20 protein-coding genes and 1 other RNA gene are annotated in these 20684 nt (G+C 54.5%); 9 read left to right on the top strand and 12 right to left on the bottom strand.

What is annotated here, in order from left to right:
- Positions 1-10: 10 nt before the first annotated feature.
- The 6 genes from CPAR_RS10955 to bcp form a co-directional block, all read right to left on the bottom strand.
- On the bottom strand, positions 11-190 hold the full coding sequence (locus tag CPAR_RS10955; RefSeq protein WP_156773361.1) for a hypothetical protein: 180 nt from the start codon (positions 188-190) through the stop codon (positions 11-13).
- A 317-nt stretch (positions 191-507) separates the two neighbouring features.
- Complete coding sequence (locus CPAR_RS03395) at positions 508-909, bottom strand: (deoxy)nucleoside triphosphate pyrophosphohydrolase (protein WP_012501917.1); 402 nt, start codon at positions 907-909, stop codon at positions 508-510.
- A 52-nt stretch (positions 910-961) separates the two neighbouring features.
- Positions 962-1522, bottom strand: a complete 561-nt coding sequence (locus CPAR_RS03390; protein ID WP_012501916.1) for a hypothetical protein — start codon at positions 1520-1522, stop codon at positions 962-964.
- A gap of 136 nt (positions 1523-1658) precedes the next feature.
- Positions 1659-2062, bottom strand: a transfer-messenger RNA (tmRNA) gene (ssrA, locus tag CPAR_RS10745).
- A 198-nt stretch (positions 2063-2260) separates the two neighbouring features.
- Positions 2261-2824 (bottom strand): YqgE/AlgH family protein, encoded by a 564-nt coding sequence (locus CPAR_RS03380; protein ID WP_012501915.1) that lies wholly within the window; start codon positions 2822-2824, stop codon positions 2261-2263.
- 3 nt (positions 2825-2827) lie between these two features.
- The gene (bcp, locus tag CPAR_RS03375) at positions 2828-3298 is read right to left on the bottom strand and encodes a thioredoxin-dependent thiol peroxidase (RefSeq protein WP_012501914.1); all 471 of its coding nucleotides are present in this window, start codon (positions 3296-3298) and stop codon (positions 2828-2830) included.
- 217 nt (positions 3299-3515) lie between these two features.
- On the opposite strand from bcp, the gene CPAR_RS03370 reads away from it, so the two are divergent.
- Positions 3516-4034: an NUDIX hydrolase gene (locus CPAR_RS03370; RefSeq protein WP_012501913.1), complete on the top strand. Its 519-nt coding sequence runs from the start codon at positions 3516-3518 to the stop codon at positions 4032-4034.
- Here CPAR_RS03370 and CPAR_RS03365 read toward each other — a convergent pair.
- The 5 genes from CPAR_RS03365 to CPAR_RS03345 form a co-directional block, all read right to left on the bottom strand.
- Positions 4024-5271: a mechanosensitive ion channel family protein gene (locus tag CPAR_RS03365; protein WP_012501912.1), complete on the bottom strand. Its 1248-nt coding sequence runs from the start codon at positions 5269-5271 to the stop codon at positions 4024-4026. The genes CPAR_RS03370 and CPAR_RS03365 overlap by 11 nt on opposite strands.
- Before the next feature lie 124 nt (positions 5272-5395).
- A complete protein-coding gene (locus tag CPAR_RS03360; protein WP_012501911.1) occupies positions 5396-7186 on the bottom strand; it encodes an ATP-binding protein in 1791 nt (596 codons plus the stop codon).
- Positions 7176-7886: a response regulator transcription factor gene (locus tag CPAR_RS03355; RefSeq protein WP_012501910.1), complete on the bottom strand. Its 711-nt coding sequence runs from the start codon at positions 7884-7886 to the stop codon at positions 7176-7178. The genes CPAR_RS03360 and CPAR_RS03355 overlap by 11 nt, the downstream gene beginning before the upstream one ends.
- Before the next feature lie 25 nt (positions 7887-7911).
- On the bottom strand, positions 7912-8877 hold the full coding sequence (locus CPAR_RS03350; protein ID WP_041466118.1) for an ABC transporter ATP-binding protein: 966 nt from the start codon (positions 8875-8877) through the stop codon (positions 7912-7914).
- A 368-nt stretch (positions 8878-9245) separates the two neighbouring features.
- Positions 9246-10010 carry a DUF1883 domain-containing protein gene (locus CPAR_RS03345; RefSeq protein WP_012501908.1) on the bottom strand — a complete coding sequence of 255 codons (765 nt, stop codon included), beginning with the start codon at positions 10008-10010 and terminating at the stop codon, positions 9246-9248.
- Between the two features lie 360 nt (positions 10011-10370).
- On the opposite strand from CPAR_RS03345, the gene mfd reads away from it, so the two are divergent.
- From mfd to CPAR_RS03325, 4 genes are all read left to right on the top strand, one after another.
- On the top strand, positions 10371-13664 hold the full coding sequence (gene mfd / locus CPAR_RS03340) for a transcription-repair coupling factor (RefSeq protein ID WP_012501907.1): 3294 nt from the start codon (positions 10371-10373) through the stop codon (positions 13662-13664).
- Positions 13665-13889: 225 nt separating this feature from the next.
- The gene (locus CPAR_RS03335; protein ID WP_012501906.1) at positions 13890-14558 is read left to right on the top strand and encodes a 2Fe-2S iron-sulfur cluster-binding protein; all 669 of its coding nucleotides are present in this window, start codon (positions 13890-13892) and stop codon (positions 14556-14558) included.
- Positions 14559-14733: 175 nt separating this feature from the next.
- A complete protein-coding gene (locus tag CPAR_RS03330) occupies positions 14734-15408 on the top strand; it encodes a 2Fe-2S iron-sulfur cluster-binding protein (RefSeq protein WP_012501905.1) in 675 nt (224 codons plus the stop codon).
- A gap of 99 nt (positions 15409-15507) precedes the next feature.
- Positions 15508-16734, top strand: coding sequence for an alanine dehydrogenase (locus CPAR_RS03325; protein WP_012501904.1), 1227 nt, complete (start codon positions 15508-15510; stop codon positions 16732-16734).
- Positions 16735-16750: 16 nt separating this feature from the next.
- On the opposite strand, the gene CPAR_RS03320 is transcribed toward CPAR_RS03325, so the two are convergent.
- Positions 16751-18262: an FAD-dependent oxidoreductase gene (locus CPAR_RS03320; RefSeq protein ID WP_012501903.1), complete on the bottom strand. Its 1512-nt coding sequence runs from the start codon at positions 18260-18262 to the stop codon at positions 16751-16753.
- A gap of 164 nt (positions 18263-18426) precedes the next feature.
- Here CPAR_RS03320 and CPAR_RS03315 point away from each other — a divergent pair, with 164 nt between their 5' ends.
- The 4 genes from CPAR_RS03315 (at position 18427) to CPAR_RS03300 (ending at position 20661) form a co-directional block, all read left to right on the top strand.
- Positions 18427-19023 (top strand): sigma-70 family RNA polymerase sigma factor, encoded by a 597-nt coding sequence (locus CPAR_RS03315; protein WP_012501902.1) that lies wholly within the window; start codon positions 18427-18429, stop codon positions 19021-19023.
- Entirely contained in the window at positions 18983-19288 is a 306-nt protein-coding gene (locus CPAR_RS03310) for an anti-sigma factor family protein (RefSeq protein WP_332130375.1), read from the top strand. Before CPAR_RS03315 ends, CPAR_RS03310 begins: the two co-directional genes overlap by 41 nt.
- Positions 19289-19463: 175 nt before the next feature.
- Positions 19464-19856, top strand: coding sequence for an ArsR/SmtB family transcription factor (locus CPAR_RS03305; RefSeq protein WP_012501900.1), 393 nt, complete (start codon positions 19464-19466; stop codon positions 19854-19856).
- A 406-nt stretch (positions 19857-20262) separates the two neighbouring features.
- A complete protein-coding gene (locus CPAR_RS03300; protein ID WP_012501899.1) occupies positions 20263-20661 on the top strand; it encodes an Hsp20/alpha crystallin family protein in 399 nt (132 codons plus the stop codon).
- Positions 20662-20684: the final 23 nt, after the last annotated feature.

The following is a 20684-nucleotide window of genomic DNA, read 5'->3' as shown; positions in this document are numbered from 1 at the left end:
CAAAGACACATCAGATTTTTGGGAACAGAATCGGATACACACCAAAAAGCATTTTTTCCACACCCTTGCTGCTCATAACAGCTTTACAGCAATTGCTTTTACAATGTTCGTCAGCCGAAAAACCGAACTGATTACGGAATGCAAAAACAGGGGCTGAAAATTCTAATTGGCTAATGTTCAAAACCTTCATAACTCATCTCCGCTATCGAGCGACCCCTCTCCGTGTCAATAACCTTGGAAAACCAGCGGCGCCCGGAATGAAATCAAACATAGGGTGCACCTTACCGGGTGGCGTATCCTACAGACATAACGACTCCGGATAAAAGCCTACCTGACAAGGGGTTAAACGAGAAAAAGAGGTATGTATACGGTACCAGGGAGAGACAATTCGCCTGTACAAGCGAACTAAATTGTGAGCTGAAAAACATAAGCGGTAAATCGCAAGCGCAAACGGAATACAAAAAGCAAAATTGCTCAATCAGGAGAATCAGAATCGGCTGACTTCGTTTACTGAAAAGAGTTTTTGATGCGATACTCGGCAAGAATGGGAAGATCGGCTTCAGGAAAATCGTAATCCGCGACCTCCTCGATACCAATCCAGCGCAACTCCTCATGAGCCCCAGCCTGCGGCGTGCCACTCGTCAAGCGACAACGGAAAGCGATCAACCGCAGCGAAAGCTCCGGATAGCGATGCTCCACAGGGGTCAGTTGCTCGATAATCGTTACCGACACGTCGAGCTCCTCTCGAAGCTCCCGCGCCAAGGCGGCAGTCGCCGACTCCCCCGGCTCAACTTTCCCGCCCGGAAACTCCCACTTCCGCGCCAGATGCCTTCCGTCGTCCGGCCGCCGAGCTATGAGAAACTTTCCATCGCGCTCAATGATGGCGCAAACCACATCACCTATGTGCATAAAAATCAGGCAACAACGATAAACTTAAAAACCACGACATAAACCAAACCCATCACTGCTTCACAGCCCGGTAGTTGACCGTTTTGGCGATCACATTGTTTTCCGCATTGCAATCTTCGCCCGCCTTGAAAGAGGACATATCGCGCTTGATAACACGAAGGGTGAACAGGCGCCTGGCGTTGCCTTTCATACCTGCCGGAGCCCAACTGACGAAATCCGGTATCTGGTATCTGGCATTGATGTCTATGGAAGCTCCAGCCTTGAGCATGCCGAACGGTTTGGTGACGAGCACCTCGGATACCCCTGTCATAGCGTAAGAGTATTGCGGAGCATAGCTGAGATTCATGATCACTTCCGCAACCGAATCAACCATATAGTCCTGCTTGCCCACATTGGTCACCGTTCCGACAAGAGTGACCATGCCGTTCTTCCCCTGCGTCAGGGTAAGGTCGGCTTTAACATCAGGGCACGCCTTTACAAGCGGATACTTGAATATCTTGACTGGTGTTTTGCTCGCGGCAGGATCAACCTCAAGCCGGGCAGTCGCCACATTAGCCAGCAGCATGGACATACCGCAGAGAACTGAAATAGCGAGAAGTTTGAAGGGTCTCATAGTGTTTCTCCGATACTGAATAAAAGGGTTTCCTTTTCAAAGTATCCATTTTTACGATGACAGGCCATGCCCAATCTGAAAAAGAACAAACAAAAAAAGGCAAGCCCTCATACTGACGAACTTGCCTGAATTGTCTTTGTGGAGATGGCGGGACTTGAACCCGCGTCCAAAACACTGCTCGATGCAGTCACCACACTCATCTCTGGTGATTGGGTTTTCGTGGGCCGATTACACCGCCAGCAGCGTTCGTCCCCTTATCCCGAGAAATTACCCGCACAGCCCCTCGGGCATGAATGTACGGAGCTTACTTGCGCGAACCCGTAGGCTCAAGCGCGGGTTATGCCATCCGGCGGCTTCAGAGTAAGCGCATTCACCGCAGGACGATGGCGTCTGAGTTAACTTGTGCTAATCAGGCAGCCATTGCATACGAATAATCGTCTGCATCTAATGGTACATAGACTTGTTTAACGAGTCCGTCCATGCTGAAACTCGGAGTGCAACGACATCTCACACGTATCCTGTCGAAAGCCTGTCATCCCCAGTAAGTCAAAGAACCATGCTTGCGCATGCTGAGAGTAGATAACATTTTCTACTCGCATTATCAACAATGGTTCATGCAGAAGAGTTCCGAATGGTAAACAAATCTGAAGCGCTTGCCTGAAAACAGAGAGGGCAGTCCCAACTTGCTGGAACTGCCCTTTCAGAATCTGTGGATACACCCCTGATGCGTTTTTTCAATCAGTTCATACCCGGCAGCTCGGGAGAATTGGCAACAAGGCAGTAATCACCGCCTTTGGATCGGACGGTTCGGCTCCACATGCGCTCGTACTCGTCGGTGAAAACCTGCTCGTTCGACGCATCGGCAGTGTACCATGAACCCTCTTCGAACTCATCCTTGAGCTGACCTGCGCTCCAGCCGGCGTAACCGAGAAAGAAGCGCACTTCGGACGGCCTGATGACGCCAGTGTTGATCAGGTAGCTGAGTTGCTCCTTGTCGCCGCCCCAGAACAGTCCGGGCAGAACTTCCTGAGCATCGTCAATCACATCGCCACGGGTGTGCAGAAAGTGTACCGTATCGACCTGCACCGGGCCACCCATGTGCAACGGCTCATCGATCTCGTCGAAGCCGCTGATGGCCTCGCAGACCTTGAACTCCATCGGTTTGTTCAGAATGAAACCGATAGAGCCCTCGTCATTGTGCTCGCACATAAGCAGAACGGTCCGCTTGAAATTGGATTCAAGCAGATTAGCCGAAGCAATCAGCAACTTGCCCGCTTTGAGCATTTCAAATTCGTTATCCATGTATCACGCTTTTTGCTGCAACCACTCAAGCACTTCCGCTGCATGTATTTCCGGTTTGACCTTCGGCCACACCTTTTCGATAACGCCCTGTTCATCAATCAGATAGGTCACACGATTGGTGCCCATGTACTCTTTGCCCATGAACTTTTTCAATCCCCAAACGCCGTATGCCTCGACAATTTTTTTATCCTCATCGACCACAAGGGTGAAGGGTAACTCGAATTTATCGGCGAACTTACGATGGGCTTTCTGTCCATCGACGCTCACCCCGAGCACTTCGGCATCTATCTTTTTAAAGTTAGGCAAATTGTCTCGAAAAGCACAAGCCTCCTTGGTACAGCCCGGGGTATTGTCTTTGGGGTAGAAATAGAGAATGACCTTGCGACCGCGGTAATCTTTAAGGGATACCGGATTGCCGTCCTGATCGATTGTCTTGAATTCCGGAGCCTTCTGGCCTGCTTGCAGTAATTCCATAGCTTTGATATTCTTTTCAATTACACGATTGAGTGCCGCTTTTCTTGGGAGAATCCGATATGCCGGCAAAAAGTTTCGGGGTGTTTGCAAAGGCCCAGCAGCAAGAATGATACCTTCGAAATTATTTGCAGTCCCATCCCGTTTTCTGGTGAAACGGTGACGACAACAACACAGACCAGCCAGTTAAAACTTAGGAACCGATACGAACGATTACAATATGAAGCCATTTGTTTACTGCCCGCACTGCGCGACCCCTCTGAATAAAGCACGCCTCGAAGGACGCGAGCGCATGACCTGTCCGCAATGCGGATGGATTCACTATATCAACCCCACTCCGGTGACCGTAGCGTTTACGCTCAACCGAAATAATGAGTTACTGCTCATCCGCAGAGCGCACGAGCCGGCGCTCAATGAATGGGCTCTGCCCGGCGGCTTTCTCGAAGCGGGCGAACGCCCGGAAGATGGCTGCTTGCGGGAACTGTATGAGGAAACGTCACTTGAAGGTTCGATCGAAGAGCTGATCGGTGTGTGGCACCGCGAGTCGGAAATGTACGGTTCGCTGATGGTGGTGGCCTATCGGGTGCAGGCGGCACACGAGAACATCCGCATCAACCACGAGGTGTTCGAGGCTGGATTTTACAGCCCCGACAACCTGCCGAATGTGCGCATTCCATTACACGCGCACATCATCGAGGCGAGCCGGTGGCCGGAACGCGACCTGTCGCTTACTCTTTGACGGCTGACGGCGGAACCACCGCGCCTTCGAGCTGATAAGCTCTCAGCTCGAAGAACGGCAGCACGGCGAAAATATGATCCATGATGTCGGCCTGAATCGCCTCATAGGCCGCCCAGTCTTTCGTTCTGGTGAAGCAATAGACCTCGCACGGCAAGCCGAACGCATCCGGCTGGAGGTACCGGATCATAATCATCATATCGGAATTGATCTTGGTCATGCTGCGCACATAGGCCTCCAGATAGGCCCTGAACGTGCCAAGATTGGTCATCCGGCGGCCATTGACCGGTGAGTTTTCGTCAACCATGACCGCCCGGTTATAGTTCTCGATCTCCTGACGCCGCTCTTGCAGGTAAGACTTCAAAAGCTGGACGTTCTCGATCTTTTTGGCAAGGTCATCGTCGAGAAACCTGATGCTCTGCATATCGATGTTGAAGGAACGCTTGATGCGTCGTCCGTCCGACTCCTGCATTCCCCGCCAGTTTTTAAATCCTTCGGAGATGAGCGTATAGGCCGGCAGCACCACAATGGTCTTGTCGAAGTTCTGCACCGACACAGTCACCAGCGAAATATCGATCACGTCACCATCCGCGCCGTATTTCGGCATCGTGATCCAGTCGCCGATGCGCACCAGATCGTTGGTCGAAAGCTGCACACCCGCCACCAGACCGAGGATGGAATCCTTGAAAATCAGCAGCAGCACCGCCGTAAACGCGCCGATACCGCTGAAAAACACAACCGGCGACTGGCCCATCAGCCGGGAGATGACGATGATCAGGCCAACAAACACGCCGATGGTCTTGAAGACCTGCACGATGCTTTTTATCGGTAGCTTCTTGCCGATCGGATGACTCCCGAAGAACTCGTACACCACATCGAGCGCCGAGAGCAGCAGCATAATGACGACGAACGCGAACAGAATAACCAGCACATCATGCACCAGCGGCACAGCATCGGGGTAGAATTGCAAAACGGGCTTGGCCATGCGATAAGCGAGCACCGGCGGCACCATGCGGGCTACCCAGACAAAGACGTTGTGCTTGACAAGCAGATCATCGAAACGGGTCGCCGTTTTGGACGCAAACCGGTGGATGAAACGCAAAAGCACATTTTTCAGAATGACCTCAACAATCCAGATCAGTAAAAATGAGACCAGGATTGCAATCAGGGTGGCAAGCGGCTTGGCAACGGACGGGTCGATTTTGAAGGACTCGATAAAAAGCAAGAGAGAGTCAAGCATGACAACAACAATTCGTATTCAAAGGGTCAAGCGACAGCAAATCTGACGAAAGCTGTTCGGTGCTTATTAATACAAAAAATCCGGAACTAACCGAAGCCTGGCCGCAGGAGGGAAACCGGGATGATCAGGTGCTCGAAGCAGCTTCCTTTCCGGCAATCGGGAAGGTCACCGTAAAAGTAGAACCGCTGTTGGTTTTTGAGCGCACCTCGACATTCCCTTTGTGCGCGAGCAGAATGTGCTTGACGATCGACAGTCCGAGACCAGTGCCGGCAAGCTCCCGCGAGCGGGCCTTGTCAACGCGGTAGAAGCGCTCGAAAATCCGCTTCAGATCGGCCTGCGGAATACCGATGCCGTTATCGGAAACCTCGATAGCGACGTTCTGATCGGCCTTGCAGGCGCTGACCCTGACACGCCCGCGGTTCGCATCGACGTATTTAACCGCATTGTCGATGAGGTTGCGCATCACGATATCGAAATAGTTCCGGTCGGCCAGCACCGGCGGCAACCCATCGGGCACGTTCAGCTCGATGCGCACCCCTTTGCGGGACGCGGCAGGCTCGAACAGCGCCATCGTTTTTTCGAGCGCCGGCTTCACATCGACCGGCTCAAAATTATAGATGATCTTGCCCGATTCGATGCGCGACAGGTCGAGCACGTCGTTGATGAGCGCGGTGAGTTGCTCGCTCTCCTGCTGGATGATGCGCAGAAATGCAGTGGCATGCTCCGGATCGTTGACCGCGCCTTCGAGCAGGGTTTCGGTATAGCCCTTGATGCTCGCCAACGGCGTACGCAACTCGTGCGACACGCTGGAAACGAAGTCGCGGCGGGTGCGTTCCAGGTTGCGCAGGCGGGTGATGTCGTTGATGACCAGCACCGTGCCGTCGAATTGCTCGCCCTTCACGACCGGCACGGCGGTGACCTTGAACACCCGCTCGCCCCGGGCAGTCATAACGCTCAGCTCTTCGTTGTAGATTCCGCTCTGGCGGGCATGCACACGCACGAACAGCTCCCGCATCTCCGGAAGTTCGATGTGATCGACTGGAATCGACCGTTTCCGCGCCCCCTCGATCATGAACAGGCGCGACGCCGCCGGATTGGCCAGCACGATTTCGCCCGAAGCGTTGGTCACGATAATCGACTCGCGAATACTTGAAAGCACTTCGCGAAGCCACTCCTCCTTGCGCGTCAGCCTGACGATCTCTTCGGAGAGGTAGTTGAAGGCTCGCGCAAGGCGTCCGATCTCATCGTCATGCTTTACGGGAATCTGCACCTCGGTTTCGCCATGCAGGAACCGGTCGGCCGCATCGGCAATACGCCCCAGCGGGCGCGACAGGAAAAACGCCGAAAGCCCTCCGGCAGTAAGCGCAAGCAGAAGCGCCCAGAACAGGCCGCCCTCGATGCCACGGTCGATCTGCGCTTCCACCTGGCCGATGTCGTGCAGAGGTTTCGCCAGCCGGAGGACGGCCCAGGTGTCGGGCTTGCCGACCGGCATGGCCATGTAGAGCATGTTCTCGCGGATGGTCTCGCTGAAACGCTTCGATTCGCCCAGCCCGCTGGAGAGCGCCGATTTGATTTCAACCCGATCCCGATGATTCGGAATGGAAGGAATTTTTTCCGTGGGAATGTAGGAGTCACCAATCACCCGGCCATCGAGGTCGATGAGCGTCACGCGAAGGTCGAGCGCCTTGCCGACCTTGTCCGCCCAGCGGTCGGAGAGCGCGATGTCCGGCCAGCCGTCGGGGCGCTGATCGAGCATCCCGGCATTGAGCTTGAGGTCGTGCAACAGGCCGGCGCGAACCGTCTTGAACACCACCTCGCGAAGATGTCGCCCCTGATACACGTAGCTCAGGGCGAGCGAGAAAAAGACGATCAGACCGAAAACCAGGCCGAGTCTGAATGAGACCTTAGCCTTCACCGGACTCCTCTTCGCCTTCGTCGAACTTGTAGCCGAGCCCGCGCACGGTTTTGATGAGCTTTCCGGCATCGCCGAGCTTTTCGCGGAGGCGGGTGACGTGGGTGTCGATGGTGCGGGTGTTGATGCTCTTGTCCACATCCCACACGTCGCTCAGGAGCACTTCGCGCGTCTGCGCCTGCCCTCTGCGTTTGAGCAAAAGGGCGAGCAGCTTGAACTCCATGAGGGTAAGCGCCAGCGGCTGGCCGTCGAGCTTGGCGATATGCTTGCCGATGTCGATTTCGATGCCATCGGCGCGAAGCACCTCCTGCACGTTGCTGCGGTTGCGCCGGTCGCGCTTCAGGATGGCGCGAATTCTGAGGTTCAGTTCGCGAGGACTGAAGGGCTTGACGACGTAATCGTCGATGCCAAGCTCGAAGCCGAACACCTTGTCGATCTCCTCGCCCTTGGCGGTCAGCATCACGATGGGCAGGTCGCTCCACTGCACATCCTGCCGGATCCGGCGGCACACTTCAAAGCCGTCGATGCCGGGCAGCATGATGTCGAGCAGCACCATATTGACCGCATGCTGCCGAAGCTGTTCGAGCGCCTCCTCTCCAGTGGCGGCGTGCAGGCAGCTGTAGCCCGCTTTTTCGAGGTTGTACTTCAGGAGCCCGGCAAGGTTCCGGTCATCTTCGACGATCAAAATGGTAGTGTCAGACATGCTGCTTTGATAGCTTTCGTTGCGTTCAGGCGATTTTCCAGCAGGCCGCCTGATGGCCCTGTTCATATTCGACGAGTGGCGGTTGCGCCTGTCGGCAGTGCGCGTCGGCCAGCGGACAGCGTCCGGCGAACCGGCACCCTTCCGGCAAGCGCGTGGCGCTCGGCACGTTGCCCTCGATCACGTTCAGCCGCTCCTTTTTCGCACCAAGGCGCGGAATCGACTTGAGCAGCCCCTGCGTGTAAGGATGGAGCGGATTCTCGAAAATGTGCCGCACCGTACCAGTTTCGACAATGCGCGAAGCGTACATGACGACGACCTCTTCGCACAGCTCGGCCACGACTCCGAAGTCGTGCGTGATGAGCATCACGCTCATCCCCCGCTCCTCGCGCAGCTTGCCGATCAGCTCCAGAATCTGCGCCTGCACGGTCACATCAAGCGCCGTCGTCGGTTCGTCGGCAATCAAAAGCTCCGGGCCGCACGAAAGCGCCATCGCAATCATCACCCGCTGGCGCATACCGCCCGACATCTCGTGCGGGTAGGAGTCGATGCGCTCCGAAGGATTCGGGATACCGACCAGGTTCAGCAGCTCGACCGCCTGCCGCCGCGCCTCGGACTTGCTCACGTCTCGATGGTTCAGAATCTGCTCCATGATCTGGTCGCCGCAGTTGTAGACCGGGTTCAGCGAGCTCATCGGCTCCTGAAAAATCATGGCAATCTCGTTGCCACGAATCTTGCGCATCTCTTCCTCGGAAGCCTTGACGAGACTGCGGTTTTTCCAGAGAATATCCCCGCCCGCGAAGTAGCCCGGCGGCATCGGTACCAGCCGCATGATCGAAAGCGCCGTCACCGATTTGCCCGATCCCGACTCCCCGATAATGCCGAGAATCCGGTTCTTGGCGAGGGAAAAAGAGACGCCATCAACAGCTTTGGCGATGCCGTTATCGGTACGATACCAGGTTTTGAGATCCTTGAGTTCGAGAAGATGCTCCATAAATAATAACCATGCGCCCGCGCCCATTGGCGAAAAGCGCAGCTTTGATGAAGGTGAATGTACGACAGAGAACTTTGACAATTGCGGCCGCAACAGGTCGCAACAGTGCAATTTGCACAATTTTCACAAAGTATAGGGGAGAAAGTTGAGGGGGGATTGGTGATGTGTGCGCGTCTGCCTCTAGGCCTGTCATCGCGAAAAGCACAATAACTTGGTAATCAAGACAATTACGACTTGCTCAGGAATCCAGCTGCAGCCAATAGTTTAAATGTATATCGATTTTTCAGGTGCGCTTAAATCTTGGGGTTAGGGTTGAGGTTTGCTGTGAAACAGAGCGGTTACTGAAAACCATTGCTATGCGATTTTTCTCATCTTTCATTGAGTAAACCTGCTATTTCTTCGGCAATTTCATCAACGGTATGTGTCGCAGTGCTTCTTGCGACTTTATCGGCCAAAGACGGGCTGAAATCGACAACCTGCTGCTTAGTAATGTTGTGCCAAATGGGAAGAAGTATCTGCTCACCCGAAACGGCACGAGTAACAATTCCATCAAGTTCGTAATTAGTCCACCCTTTGTTTATAAAAGCTGGTGACAGCACAACAAGTCCAATGCGACTTGTTGCCAATCCTCTATCAATTTTCTGACGCAAGCTATCGCCAATGCGGAGTGAAAACTCATCATACCACACATTCAGTCCTTGTGATACGAGCGCATTTGCTAATGACCTAACGACTTCGTCTTTATCCTCTGATGCATGGGATATAAAAACATCATGAGTTCGACCTCCTGATTCGACCGGTGGTGGAACGTCCCTTTGGACAAGACTTGGCACATCTGTAAGCGGAGCTTGCCTTATTTCCGGTAACGACCCTGGAAGTACCCTCACTGAGGCCCTTGTAATACCACGAAGGCCTTGCATATCAACCGCGACATGCCAATGACCTGTACTTGGAATTGCAAGACGGATTGGAGATTGACGAGCCAAACCCCCGTGATATGAATGCCTACGACCATTTTTATAACTAGAGAAATTCGAGCTATCCATCAGGCGAACATTGGCTCCACTCGTGAGAGTGATTTCAACAACTTCTCCTCTTTGCCTATAACCCAGGTCCGTATGTATGAATTGCATATTTATCTCTTTTGAGAGCTAACACTGTTTACACTGATCTGCATAATCCGGAAAAAGCAGAAGCGTCTTTCTGAATCAGACAGCCTAATTAAAAAGTAAATCTAACGAGATTCATCAATTATACTAATCATCTCGGCTTCACCATTATCCTGTAGGGGCAGGCCTCGCGCCTGCCCTCTCCCCTCCCTTGCAAAACACACCTCGCTCTTTCAACGCCCTTTAGTATATTCCCATATTATTATAACCGCCTCCGGCGCAGGGCGCTTTGCCAAGCCCCGGAAGTGCGGCTCTCACAGTCTGCGAATTACTTTCGCGGGCTGAATTTCTGTTTGTCTGAAAATCAGTATCGACGCCCGTCTCATGAAACGCTCCGCTGATTCCGCATCGCACTCTGCCAGCATCGTCAAAAAACCGCTGTCATTCATCCTCGAAACGCTTCGGGCTTCCGAGCCTTACCAGTCAGTGCATGCGGCGCTGGCGATGGTCTCGCCGGAAAGCGGACGCGGAGCGGTGCACATCAGCGGCGTCCGTGGCTCGCTCGCCCCGGCGATTGCCGCCACGCTGTCCGGCGATTTCGATGGCCCGGTGCTGCTCTTGTGCAGCCCGGAGGCCGAGGAGGTGTACGACAACGACCTGCCGCTTTTGCTGGAAAACAGGCCGCTGCACAACACCGTCGATGAACTGTCGCCCGCGCTCGGTAAGCTGTCGCGCAACGAACCGGTGGTGGTGCTCGCCAGCTTCGACGACCTCGGCACGGCGGTGTGCGATGCCGAGGCCTCTGCCGGGCGCATCTTTTCGCTCGCAACAAATGAGGATGCCGGGTACGACGCGCTGATGGAGTTCCTGAAAGAGAACGGCTTCGACAAGCGCGATTTCGTCGAGAACGAGGGCGAGTTCTCCGTGCGCGGATCTATTGTGGATGTGTTCTGCTACGGCGGACGCGAGCCGGTGCGAATCGAGTTTTTCGGCGACACGGTCAGTTCGCTCCGAACCTTCGACACCGACAGCCAGCTCTCCTCGAACACCATCGAGTCGGTCGATCTGTTCGGCACGTTCAGCCAGAAGGAGGCGGACAACGCGGCGAAGCAGTCGGGCATTCTGGACTACCTGCCGGAGTCGGCGCTCGTCATCATCGACGACGTCACCGCCATGAACGGCTCGGATCATCTCGCCATGCTCGAAGCTGCGCTGCCCCGCTTCCGGCATGTGCTGCTGCATCGCGTTGACAAGCAGGGCATCGACTTCAAATCCAGCGAGCAGCAGAAGCTGCAAGGCAACTTCCGGATGCTCGCCGGACGGTTGCAGCAGGAGGTATCGGATGGACTGAAGCCTCTGTTCGCCTGCGCGTCAAAGCGCGAAATCGAGGAGCTTGCCGAGTTCCTCACCGAAGAGCAGGCCGAATCAATCGACGCCATCGAGTGGATTCCGGCAAACCTGTATGCCGGGTTCGGTTTCGCTGGGCTCGACCTGTTCACCGAATCGGACATCTTCGGTAAGTTCCACACGCGCAATCCGCACCGCAAACGCAAGGTTCGGGGCATTTCGCTCAAGGAGTTGCAGCGGCTCAAGGTGGGCGATTACGTCGTGCATGAAGATTACGGCGTCGGCGTGTTCCGCTCGCTGGAGACGATTCAGGTGGGCGATTCGGAGCAGGAGTGCGTGCTGGTCGAATACGAGGGCGGCGACCAGCTCTACGTCAACGTGCAGAACATCAACCTCCTCTCGAAGTACACCGCCTCGGAAGGGTCGCTGCCTAATCTCTCGAAACTTGGCAGTTCGAAGTGGAGCGCCAAGAAGGAGAAGGTGCGCAAGAAGTTGCGCGACATCGCGGCCAAGCTGATCCGCATCTACGCCGAGCGCAAGATGACGCCGGGCTTCGCCTTCGGGCCGGACTCGATCTTCCAGCGCGAGTTCGAGGCGTCGTTCATGTTCGAGGAGACCCCCGACCAGCTCAAAGCGATCCAGGAGGTGAAAAAGGACATGCAATCGCCCTCGCCGATGGATCGGCTCATCTGCGGCGACGCGGGATTCGGCAAGACCGAAATCGCCATGCGCGCAGCCTTCAAGGCGGTCGAGGGGAAAAAGCAGGTGGCGATTCTGACGCCGACCACCATTCTGACCCACCAGCACGCCGAGTCATTCGCGCGCCGCTTCGCCAACTTCCCGGTGAACATCGCCGTTTTGAGCCGCTTCGTACCGCGAAAAGAGCAGAAGGAGACGATCGAGCGCATCGCTTCGGGCGCGGTCGATATTGTCATCGGCACGCACCGACTGGTCTCGAAAGATGTGGTGTTCAAGGATCTGGGACTGCTCGTGATCGACGAGGAGCAGCACTTCGGCGTCGACACCAAAGAGAAGCTCCGCCAGCAGTTCCCTGGCGTCGATACGCTCACCATGTCTGCCACGCCGATTCCGCGCACCATGCAATTCTCGATGCTCGGCGCGCGCGACATCTCGATTGTTTCGACGCCACCGAAGAACCGCCAGCCGGTCGAGACGATCATCAGCGAGTTCGACGCGGGCGTCGTGCAGGGGGCGATCAAGCGTGAAATCCAGCGCGAAGGTCAGGTCTTTTTCCTGAACAATCGCATCGCCAGCCTCGACGAGGTCGAACGCACCATCCGGGAACTCGTGCCTTACGCCCGCATCGCCTCGGCGCACGGCCAGATGCCCGCCCGCGAGCTTGAGAACATCATGATGGACTTCATGAATCAGGAGCTTGACGTGCTCATCGCGACCTCCATCATCGGCTCGGGGCTGGACATCTCCAACGCCAACACGATCATCATCAACCGCGCCGACATGTTCGGCCTGTCAGACCTGTACCAGCTGCGAGGCCGCGTCGGGCGAAGCGAGCGCAAGGCTTACTGCTACCTGGTCACGCCGCCGCTGCACACGCTCAAGCGCGAAGCCGTGCAGCGCATCGCGGTGATCGAGACCTTCACCGAACTCGGCTCCGGCATCAACGTCGCCCTGCGCGACCTCGACATCCGCGGCGCGGGCAACCTGCTCGGCGCGGAGCAGTCGGGCTTCATCCACGAAATCGGCTTCGACCTCTACCAGAAGATGATCGAAGAGACAGTGGCCGAGCTCAAACTCACCGAGTTCAACCACATCTTCAGCGACAGCGAAAAGGCTGCCCTCAAGCCCGCCAAGCCGTGCGACATGATCTTCTTCTTCGACGCGCTGATTCCGGACCACTACCTCACAGCCACGCAGGAGCGCTTCTCGTGCTACGACAGGATTTCAAAAGCTGCGAATGAATCGGTAATCGACAAGCTCGAAGCCGAACTCGAAGACCGCTTCGGCCCGATGCCGGAGGAGGTGAAAAACCTCCTGGCTCTCGCCCGCCTGAAAAATCTCGGTTCATCGCTGGGGCTGGAAAAAATCGACATCCAGCCCGCGACAACGACCCTCTTTCTGCCGTCTGACGAGGACAAGGAATTCTACGACGGTGATTTCTTCCGTAACCTGATCGTCGCCTTGCAGGACGGCTCGATCAGGGAGTACCACCCGCAATTCGACCACGGCAAAAAGATGAAACTCGTCTTCCGCCACCCCGCAAACACCGACAACTCCCCGCTTGCGCTGATCGCCCGCTACAAGGAGCTGCTGAAGGAGATTGCGGAGAAAGAATTGGCATTGGAGAATTAACCGTGGACAATGTAGGGGCAGTCCCTTGCGGCTGCCCTGATTGAGGCGAAGACAAATTCGGAATAGCTCACCGCACGCCGAGCCCCCACAAACAGCCACCCGACCCAAGCGTCAAAAACCACCAAATTCTGTCCGATTTTAACGATTGTAGAAACTATTTCCCGAAACGGAAGAGTTAGTATTTATGTGGCAAAAATCACCACATAAACATAAAATCATAGAGTCATGAACATCGTCATAAATGATAGAGAATGCCAGGCCCAAACCGGGGATAGATTGCTTGATGTGGCGCGAGCCAATCACAGCCATATTGGATATTTCTGCGGCGGCAACGCCATCTGCCAGACCTGTTATGTGAAGATACTTGAAGGTGCCGAACTGCTCTCACCGATGAGCGACGCTGAAAAAGCGATGCTGTCCGACACGCTCGTCAAGGAGGGCACAAGAATGGCCTGCCAGGCAACCATAGAGAAACCGGGCAAGATCACCCTGCTGACGACCGTCGAAGAAGCCAAGCGGATGACCCTGACCAATCCGACCCAGCTTCCGGCGTACATGGGTAAAATGGGTTGGGAGTCTGCGGTCAAGTTCCGTGACACCATCGCCTTTCAGGCGCAGCGAGAAACAACCGGGCACCCGATCGAGCCTGTCGAGCTGCTCATCGATGTGGTCAAAGGAATCGGTGATGCCATTCAGCTGGTGATCGACGCAGTACAATCTGCTTTTGGCCTGGCCCGTCCGGAAGCAAAGCCGGAAGCCGCAAAGACAAACGGCGAGGCCCGTTGCGACGTCACGGCTGTGGATGGTACAGTAGCATGCGTCAACGCTCACGGCAAACTTGCGACCCCCGAAGCACTCAAAGTGCACGAACACAGCGGCGCGGCCTGCAACTGATCAACCGCCGGGCAAAGCCAATCCAGTAGGCTTTGCCCGGTTTTGCTTTTAATCAGAACGGCCTGCCCCTTTGAAACCCATCGAACCGGAAGTATATTTCTTTATACATCAGCTGAAGAATTTCGAGTCAAACTGATTGTTCCTGATCGATCACCAATGTTTAAATCAGACGGCCATGACTATCTACATCAACGACAAACCGTGTGAAGCGCAGGTCGGTGATCTGCTGCTCAATACCGCCAAGAACAACAAGGCCCATATCGGCTACATCTGCGGCGGCAACGCGATCTGCCAAAGCTGCTTCGTTTATGTGCTCGAAGGAGCCGATTGCCTTTCCCAGCCAGGCGAAGACGAAAAAGCCTTCATTTCCGACAAGCTTTTCGCTGAGGGTGGACGACTCGCCTGCCGCACCACCATCATCAAAGAGGGCACTGTGAGGGTGCTCACCAGAGCTGAAAAATTCAGAAGAACAGTACTCGGCTTGAACGTACCGGGCTTCATCACCTACGCGCAGACCATCGGCTACAACGTAACAACGATGCTTCCGTCGGGCGTCTCGAGCATCGTGTCGAGAGTGCAGTCCGGACGACTCAACCCGGTTGATTCTCTCGGCAAGATCGCCGCCGGACTCGGCCCGGCTTCGCTGCTGGCGATGAACAATTTCGTCGAGACGTTCCCGTTCATGCAGATGCCGCTCGATTTGGCCGGCAACGCTGCCAAAGGTGCACTCAACGCGGCTTCAGGTGTGCTCTGCACGGTCAGCGGCGGACGCTTCCACCTGCCCGGCTCGACCTGCCCGTCCCATGGGCCGCAGGAAACCATCGAACGGGTGCCGATCAAATCGAAGTAAGACCTCTGCCTGACAGAATTCGGGAGCTGCCGACGGGTTGCTCCCGATCCTCACCAAAGCGGTGACTGATTTATGTAATGCAATCCACACCTAAGACCGATGGGCTATTCATCCGACCTGGGAACGCTCGAATTTGAACTCGGAGTAAAAACGCTCGAACGCTGGCTGATCAAGCCGGAAAAAACGATGAGCATCGCCATCGCCATTCCACGAGAGCGAGCACAGGATGAACGGAGGGTTGCGCTTTCACCGGCAGGTGCACAGATTCTGACCGAACAGGGCATCAGGGTCATCATCGAAAGCAAGGCGGGCATTTTCTGCAACTTTCATGACCACGACTACGCCGAAGCCGGAGCAGTGATCGCCTCGTCGCCTGAAGAGTTGTACGAAGAAGCGAACGTCATCGTCAAGGTTTCGCCGCCGCAGCCGGAGGAGATGGCGCTGTTCCAGCCAGGACAGATTCTGATTTCGGCAGTGCATCTTGGTACGGTCACTCACCAGATGCTCAAGACGCTGAGCGACAAGAACATCACGGCGATCGGCTTCGAGTTCATCGAAACGCGGGACGGCGAACTGCCCATCGTGCGGACGCTGAGCGAAATCGCAGGCTCCCTCGCCATCCAAACCGCGGCAAAATATCTCGAAACCGGCTATGGCGGCAGCGGCATTCTGCTTGGCGGCATCGCGGGCGTCCCCCCCGCTCACGTCACCATCATCGGAGCCGGAACGGTCGGCCTGTTCGCTGCGCAGGACGCGCTTGGTCTCGGTGCGCAGGTGACGGTTATCGACAAGGAGATCAACCGGTTACGCCGGTTCGAAGCGTTTTTCAACCGGCATCTGGTGACGGCTATTGCCAACGACCACTACATCGCCGAGCTTGCCCGCATTTCGGATGTAATGATCGGTGCACTCAGTCCGAAGCAGAAACTGAGCAAACCGCTGGTGAGTGAACAGGTGGTCAAAACCATGAAGCCCGGGTCGGTCATCATCGACGTCTCCATCGACCAGAGCCCCTGCTTCGGCACCAGCAGACATACGACGCACACCAACCCGATTTACGTCAAGCACGGCGTCACCCACTACTGCGTGCCGAACATCCCGTCAGCCGTTGCCAAAACCGCAACCTACGCCCTGACCAACACGCTGCTTCCATTCCTCCAGAAACTAAAAGAGCACCAGACCATCGCCGAAATCCTCTGGAAAAGTCATAGCCTCAGAAAAGGCGCCTACCTTTACAAAGGCTACGTCACAAAAAAAGTCCTCGCTGAACTGACCGGTTTTCCCTTCCGAGAAATCGACATGTTGCTCGCCTCCGCCTCGGAGTAATCACTGTCAATGATTCTCACAAATAGTCAAGCGGCTTGCCAAATTGCCGTGCGATGTAGGAGGCACACGAAACGCCCGAATAGGTCACGGCGATAACTCCCTGTCCGGGAAAAGTGCTGTCGCCGGCGGAGAAAAGATTCTTCACCGGCGTACGATTCTGTGGCTTGAGCAGCACGTTCTGACCCGGCTTGAGCAGCGGGCCGTACGAACCGTCACGACGATTGAGATACCGGACGTGGGTCTGCGGCGTGGCAGTCACCATCAGCTCCACGCCCTTCTGCAATCCGGGCAGAATGCTCTCGGCGCGAGCGATGACCGAGCGAGCAAACTCCTCTTTGGCATTCCGATACTCCGGGCTCTGACGCTCGTACTGCTCCCACTGCGAGGTCTCGGCGGTAACGAACAGATGCAGCGCATGTTTGCCCTCAGGAGCAAGCGACGGATCGAGCACCGACGGAGCCGAAAAGTAGATCGTGCCGCCGAGCTTGTCGTACTTCGCCCAGTCGTCCACAATGATGTGGTGCATGTGGAAGTCATTCGGAACAATGGAACCATCGACGCCCAACCAGATCTGAAACCAGCTCGGAGCCTTGATGAAGCGATCTTCCGGCACCCGGAGCCTGGAATCATCCACCAGACGATTGAAGGTATCCCACACCGTTGCGTTGCTGACGACCGCTCGCGCCCGCACCTCGCTGCCATCCGCCAGCCGCACGCCGACAGCCGCGCCGTTCTCGACAATCACGCTCTTGACCTCGGAGCGATACCTCACCGAACCACCGTACTTTTCATAGCCTTTGACCAGCGCATCGGGAATGGCTCCCGAACCGCCGATGGGATAGTTGATGCCACCGTGATGGCGGTCGGCCAGGCAGATGCCCGCATTGACCAGCGGTGTTGAAGAGGCGTCCTGCACCGCCCAGGAGTAGGATTCGAGATCGATGAAGCGAAGCAGTTCGGGATCACTGATAAAACGACGCGCCGTTCCCCCCATCGAGTATAAAGTTTTGACTCCAAGCGCCATCGTTTTAAGAGGATGCTTCGCTCCGACACCAGCAAGGTGCATCACATCCTCCAGCGATCCCGCCGGAAGTGAACTCAGAATATCGTACACCGACTCAAGCGCATCGTAAAATTTGACAATTCCCTCCTTTTCGTGCGGAAAGCGCCGGATCAGCACGTCGAGAAAACGGCGTCGGTCATACCATGCGGGAACTTCGAAACCCGCCGGCATGTGATAGTGAATCTGCACCGGATCGGGAACCGTTTCAAGCGAAACACCCAGCTTGCGAAAAATGCGTGCGTGAAGGTTCAGCGTTCCCACCGAATCATCCTCATTAAACCCGTAAAAAACGGAAGCTCCAGCGTCAAAGGTATATCCCCCTTTTCTGAACGCCGAGCAGCTCCCGCCGGGAAACGCGTTCTTCTCGAACACAATCGTCTTGAACCCCCGTTCCTGAAGCAATGCGGCAGACGTCAAGCCGCCGATTCCCGCTCCGATGACAATAACATCTAACGTTTCCGACATACCTCTGATTTGATTATGCAAAAGCGTCGCATAAGACCTGTACAACTTTTGCTGCTTGTAGCTAAATTCTCTAAAGATATATTTTTATATTATTTGTACTCAATGCAGACCCCCTTGCTTTGTTCAGGCAACTCTGATCAATTCATCCGCCAGCGCAGAAAGTCATGAAAGAGAATAAACCAGTGCTCTCCGCAAAGGAACAGCTCAAGCAGAAGGAATTCCAGGAGGAAGCTGTTACCCATATCAACTCACTGTACAACTACGCGCTGCACCTGACGATGAACCCCAGCGACGCACAGGATCTGGTGCAGGAAACCTACCTGAAAGCTTATAAATTTTTTGATTCGTTTGAGCGGGGAACAAACTGCAAAGCGTGGTTGTTCAAGATCCTGAAAAACAACTACATTAACAAATTTCGTAAGAACGCCAGGGAGCCCGGTAAAGTCGATTACGACCTGATCAAGGATTTTTACCATACGATCAAGGACGTGCAGCGCGACACCACTGAAACCGACTCGGATTTTTTCCACTCCCTGCTGCATGAAGAGGTTTATCAGGCGTTGCAGTCATTGCCGGAAGAGTTCAGGGAAGTCATACAGTTGTGCGATATTGAGGGATTCACCTATGAAGAGATCGCTAATATGGTCGAGAGCCCGATTGGAACGGTACGATCTCGTTTGTACAGAGGAAGAAAGCTGTTACGCGCCAAATTAGAAGATTATGCAAGAAACCACGGCTACAACACCGATTCTGGCGAGTAAAAAGCTATTAGTACCATCAAATCAGTTGACTGTCATGAATTGCAACAAAGCAAAGGTGCTCATGAGCGCTGCTATAGACGAAGAACTCACCTCCAAAGAAGAGGCTGAACTCAACCAGCACCTTGCCATGTGTCCTGAATGTCGCGCCTATTTTCAGGATGCAAAAAAGACCAAGATCATCATCAAGGAAAGAATCGTACGTGTGAAAGCGCCACAAAACCTTGTTGAGTCGATCGTGAGAATGACAAACATCACCTCTACCTGACCTGCCTTCCTGCCGAAACTTCTATTTACCGCAAAATCCTGACCTTGACCGCAAAGAGTGCGGAAGTGGCCCTTTTTTTGATTTGATTTGTATGATTAAATAACTATATATTTCAATAAACAAATCATCTGGGTCGCAAGCTGATCATAGCGAGAGGCACCAACAAAGTGTTGTCATGAGTAAAAAGATTACCTTAACCGAAGAAGAAGTAAAAAAATGGCATTTCAATATGCCGGACGAGATGCTTGAGGCTGTATCAAACCGGTTCAAGCTTCTGTCTGAACCGATGCGCCTGAAAATTCTCAGAACCCTCTGTGATAGAGAACGCACCGTTCAGGAGATTGTCAAGGAGGTCGGTGCAAGCCAGGCTAATATCTCGAAGCATCTGGCGCTCATGCACGACAATGGCGTTGTCAACCGCAGAAAAGAGGGCCTGAAATGTTATTACAGGATTTCAGATGACAGCATTGTCTACGCCTGTTTCCTCATTTCGAAAAGTGTTGTTGAAAACCTTCAGGACAGGCTGAGCTGGATTCAGAAAGTGAACTCCAACCTGACCTCTTCCTGATACATTCCATCTTTACGGCGGCAGCAACTCTGACTGCCGCTTTCCCTTTCTCGACCTCGCCATTCTTTTCCAACTTCCCGAGTAGCTACTCATTGTGCACAAGGCTCAGTGATGGCTCGTTCTTATGCTTAACTCCACTCCAAGCTCCTCCTCATCGAACACGCGACCACATCTTACGCACAAACACGCTCCCCTTTTTGCTCGTACCTCTTGAAATGTCATGACACCTTTACAGTAATATTGTCAGACACCGCAACAAAAACCGCGCATTTGTCACACTAAAAATCTCCTGAACAGCGAGAAACAACTTTGGCACAGAAGTTGATGCATAAGTAGTAGAGGCGGACTGAGGTCCGTCGAACAAACAGAAAAGAATCAAGAAGCAATACAAAGAAAGGAGACAACCATGTTGATGAAAATAGCCAAAGACCCGATGAGGCTTTTTGACGATATCTGGAGCGGCAACCAGATGGCTGCCACCCCCTCATTCAAGGTCGATATTTCTGAAGACGAACATGCATTTCATCTTGATGCGGAACTGCCCGGCATTGCAAAAGAGAATATCGCGCTCAACATCGAGGACGACGTGCTGACCATCAAGGCAGAACGCACCCAGCAGGAGGAGCAGAAGAAAAAGGATTACCACAGAATCGAAAGGACCTATGGCTCCTTCTCACGCAGTTTCAATATCGGCGAGCTGATCGATCAGGACAACATCGGCGCAAACTTTGACAACGGCGTGCTGCATGTCACCCTGCCGAAAACCCAGCCGGTCAGCAAGACAAAAGAAATCTCAATCAGTTAACCCGCACACTCACCACCGGCTTC

It is taken from the genome of Chlorobaculum parvum NCIB 8327, assembly GCF_000020505.1.
Classification (GTDB): domain Bacteria; phylum Bacteroidota; class Chlorobiia; order Chlorobiales; family Chlorobiaceae; genus Chlorobaculum; species Chlorobaculum parvum_A.
The sequence above is the reverse complement of the archived record's forward strand: the minus strand, read 5'-3'. Positions and strand labels throughout refer to the sequence as shown.

Coding starts and splice junctions, on each gene's coding strand:
- CPAR_RS10955 (WP_156773361.1), bottom strand. CDS start 190: ATGAAGGTTTTGAACATTAGCCAATTAGAATTTTCAGCCCCTGTTTTT.
- CPAR_RS03395 (WP_012501917.1), bottom strand. CDS start 909: ATGCACATAGGTGATGTGGTTTGCGCCATCATTGAGCGCGATGGAAAG.
- CPAR_RS03390 (WP_012501916.1), bottom strand. CDS start 1,522: ATGAGACCCTTCAAACTTCTCGCTATTTCAGTTCTCTGCGGTATGTCC.
- CPAR_RS03380 (WP_012501915.1), bottom strand. CDS start 2,824: ATGGATAACGAATTTGAAATGCTCAAAGCGGGCAAGTTGCTGATTGCT.
- bcp (WP_012501914.1), bottom strand. CDS start 3,298: ATGGAATTACTGCAAGCAGGCCAGAAGGCTCCGGAATTCAAGACAATC.
- CPAR_RS03370 (WP_012501913.1), top strand. CDS start 3,516: ATGAAGCCATTTGTTTACTGCCCGCACTGCGCGACCCCTCTGAATAAA.
- CPAR_RS03365 (WP_012501912.1), bottom strand. CDS start 5,271: ATGCTTGACTCTCTCTTGCTTTTTATCGAGTCCTTCAAAATCGACCCG.
- CPAR_RS03355 (WP_012501910.1), bottom strand. CDS start 7,886: ATGTCTGACACTACCATTTTGATCGTCGAAGATGACCGGAACCTTGCC.
- CPAR_RS03350 (WP_041466118.1), bottom strand. CDS start 8,877: ATGGAGCATCTTCTCGAACTCAAGGATCTCAAAACCTGGTATCGTACC.
- CPAR_RS03345 (WP_012501908.1), bottom strand. CDS start 10,010: ATGCAATTCATACATACGGACCTGGGTTATAGGCAAAGAGGAGAAGTT.
- mfd (WP_012501907.1), top strand. CDS start 10,371: ATGAAACGCTCCGCTGATTCCGCATCGCACTCTGCCAGCATCGTCAAA.
- CPAR_RS03335 (WP_012501906.1), top strand. CDS start 13,890: ATGAACATCGTCATAAATGATAGAGAATGCCAGGCCCAAACCGGGGAT.
- CPAR_RS03330 (WP_012501905.1), top strand. CDS start 14,734: ATGACTATCTACATCAACGACAAACCGTGTGAAGCGCAGGTCGGTGAT.
- CPAR_RS03325 (WP_012501904.1), top strand. CDS start 15,508: ATGGGCTATTCATCCGACCTGGGAACGCTCGAATTTGAACTCGGAGTA.
- CPAR_RS03320 (WP_012501903.1), bottom strand. CDS start 18,262: ATGTCGGAAACGTTAGATGTTATTGTCATCGGAGCGGGAATCGGCGGC.
- CPAR_RS03315 (WP_012501902.1), top strand. CDS start 18,427: ATGAAAGAGAATAAACCAGTGCTCTCCGCAAAGGAACAGCTCAAGCAG.
- CPAR_RS03310 (WP_332130375.1), top strand. CDS start 18,983: ATGCAAGAAACCACGGCTACAACACCGATTCTGGCGAGTAAAAAGCTA.
- CPAR_RS03305 (WP_012501900.1), top strand. CDS start 19,464: ATGAGTAAAAAGATTACCTTAACCGAAGAAGAAGTAAAAAAATGGCAT.
- CPAR_RS03300 (WP_012501899.1), top strand. CDS start 20,263: ATGTTGATGAAAATAGCCAAAGACCCGATGAGGCTTTTTGACGATATC.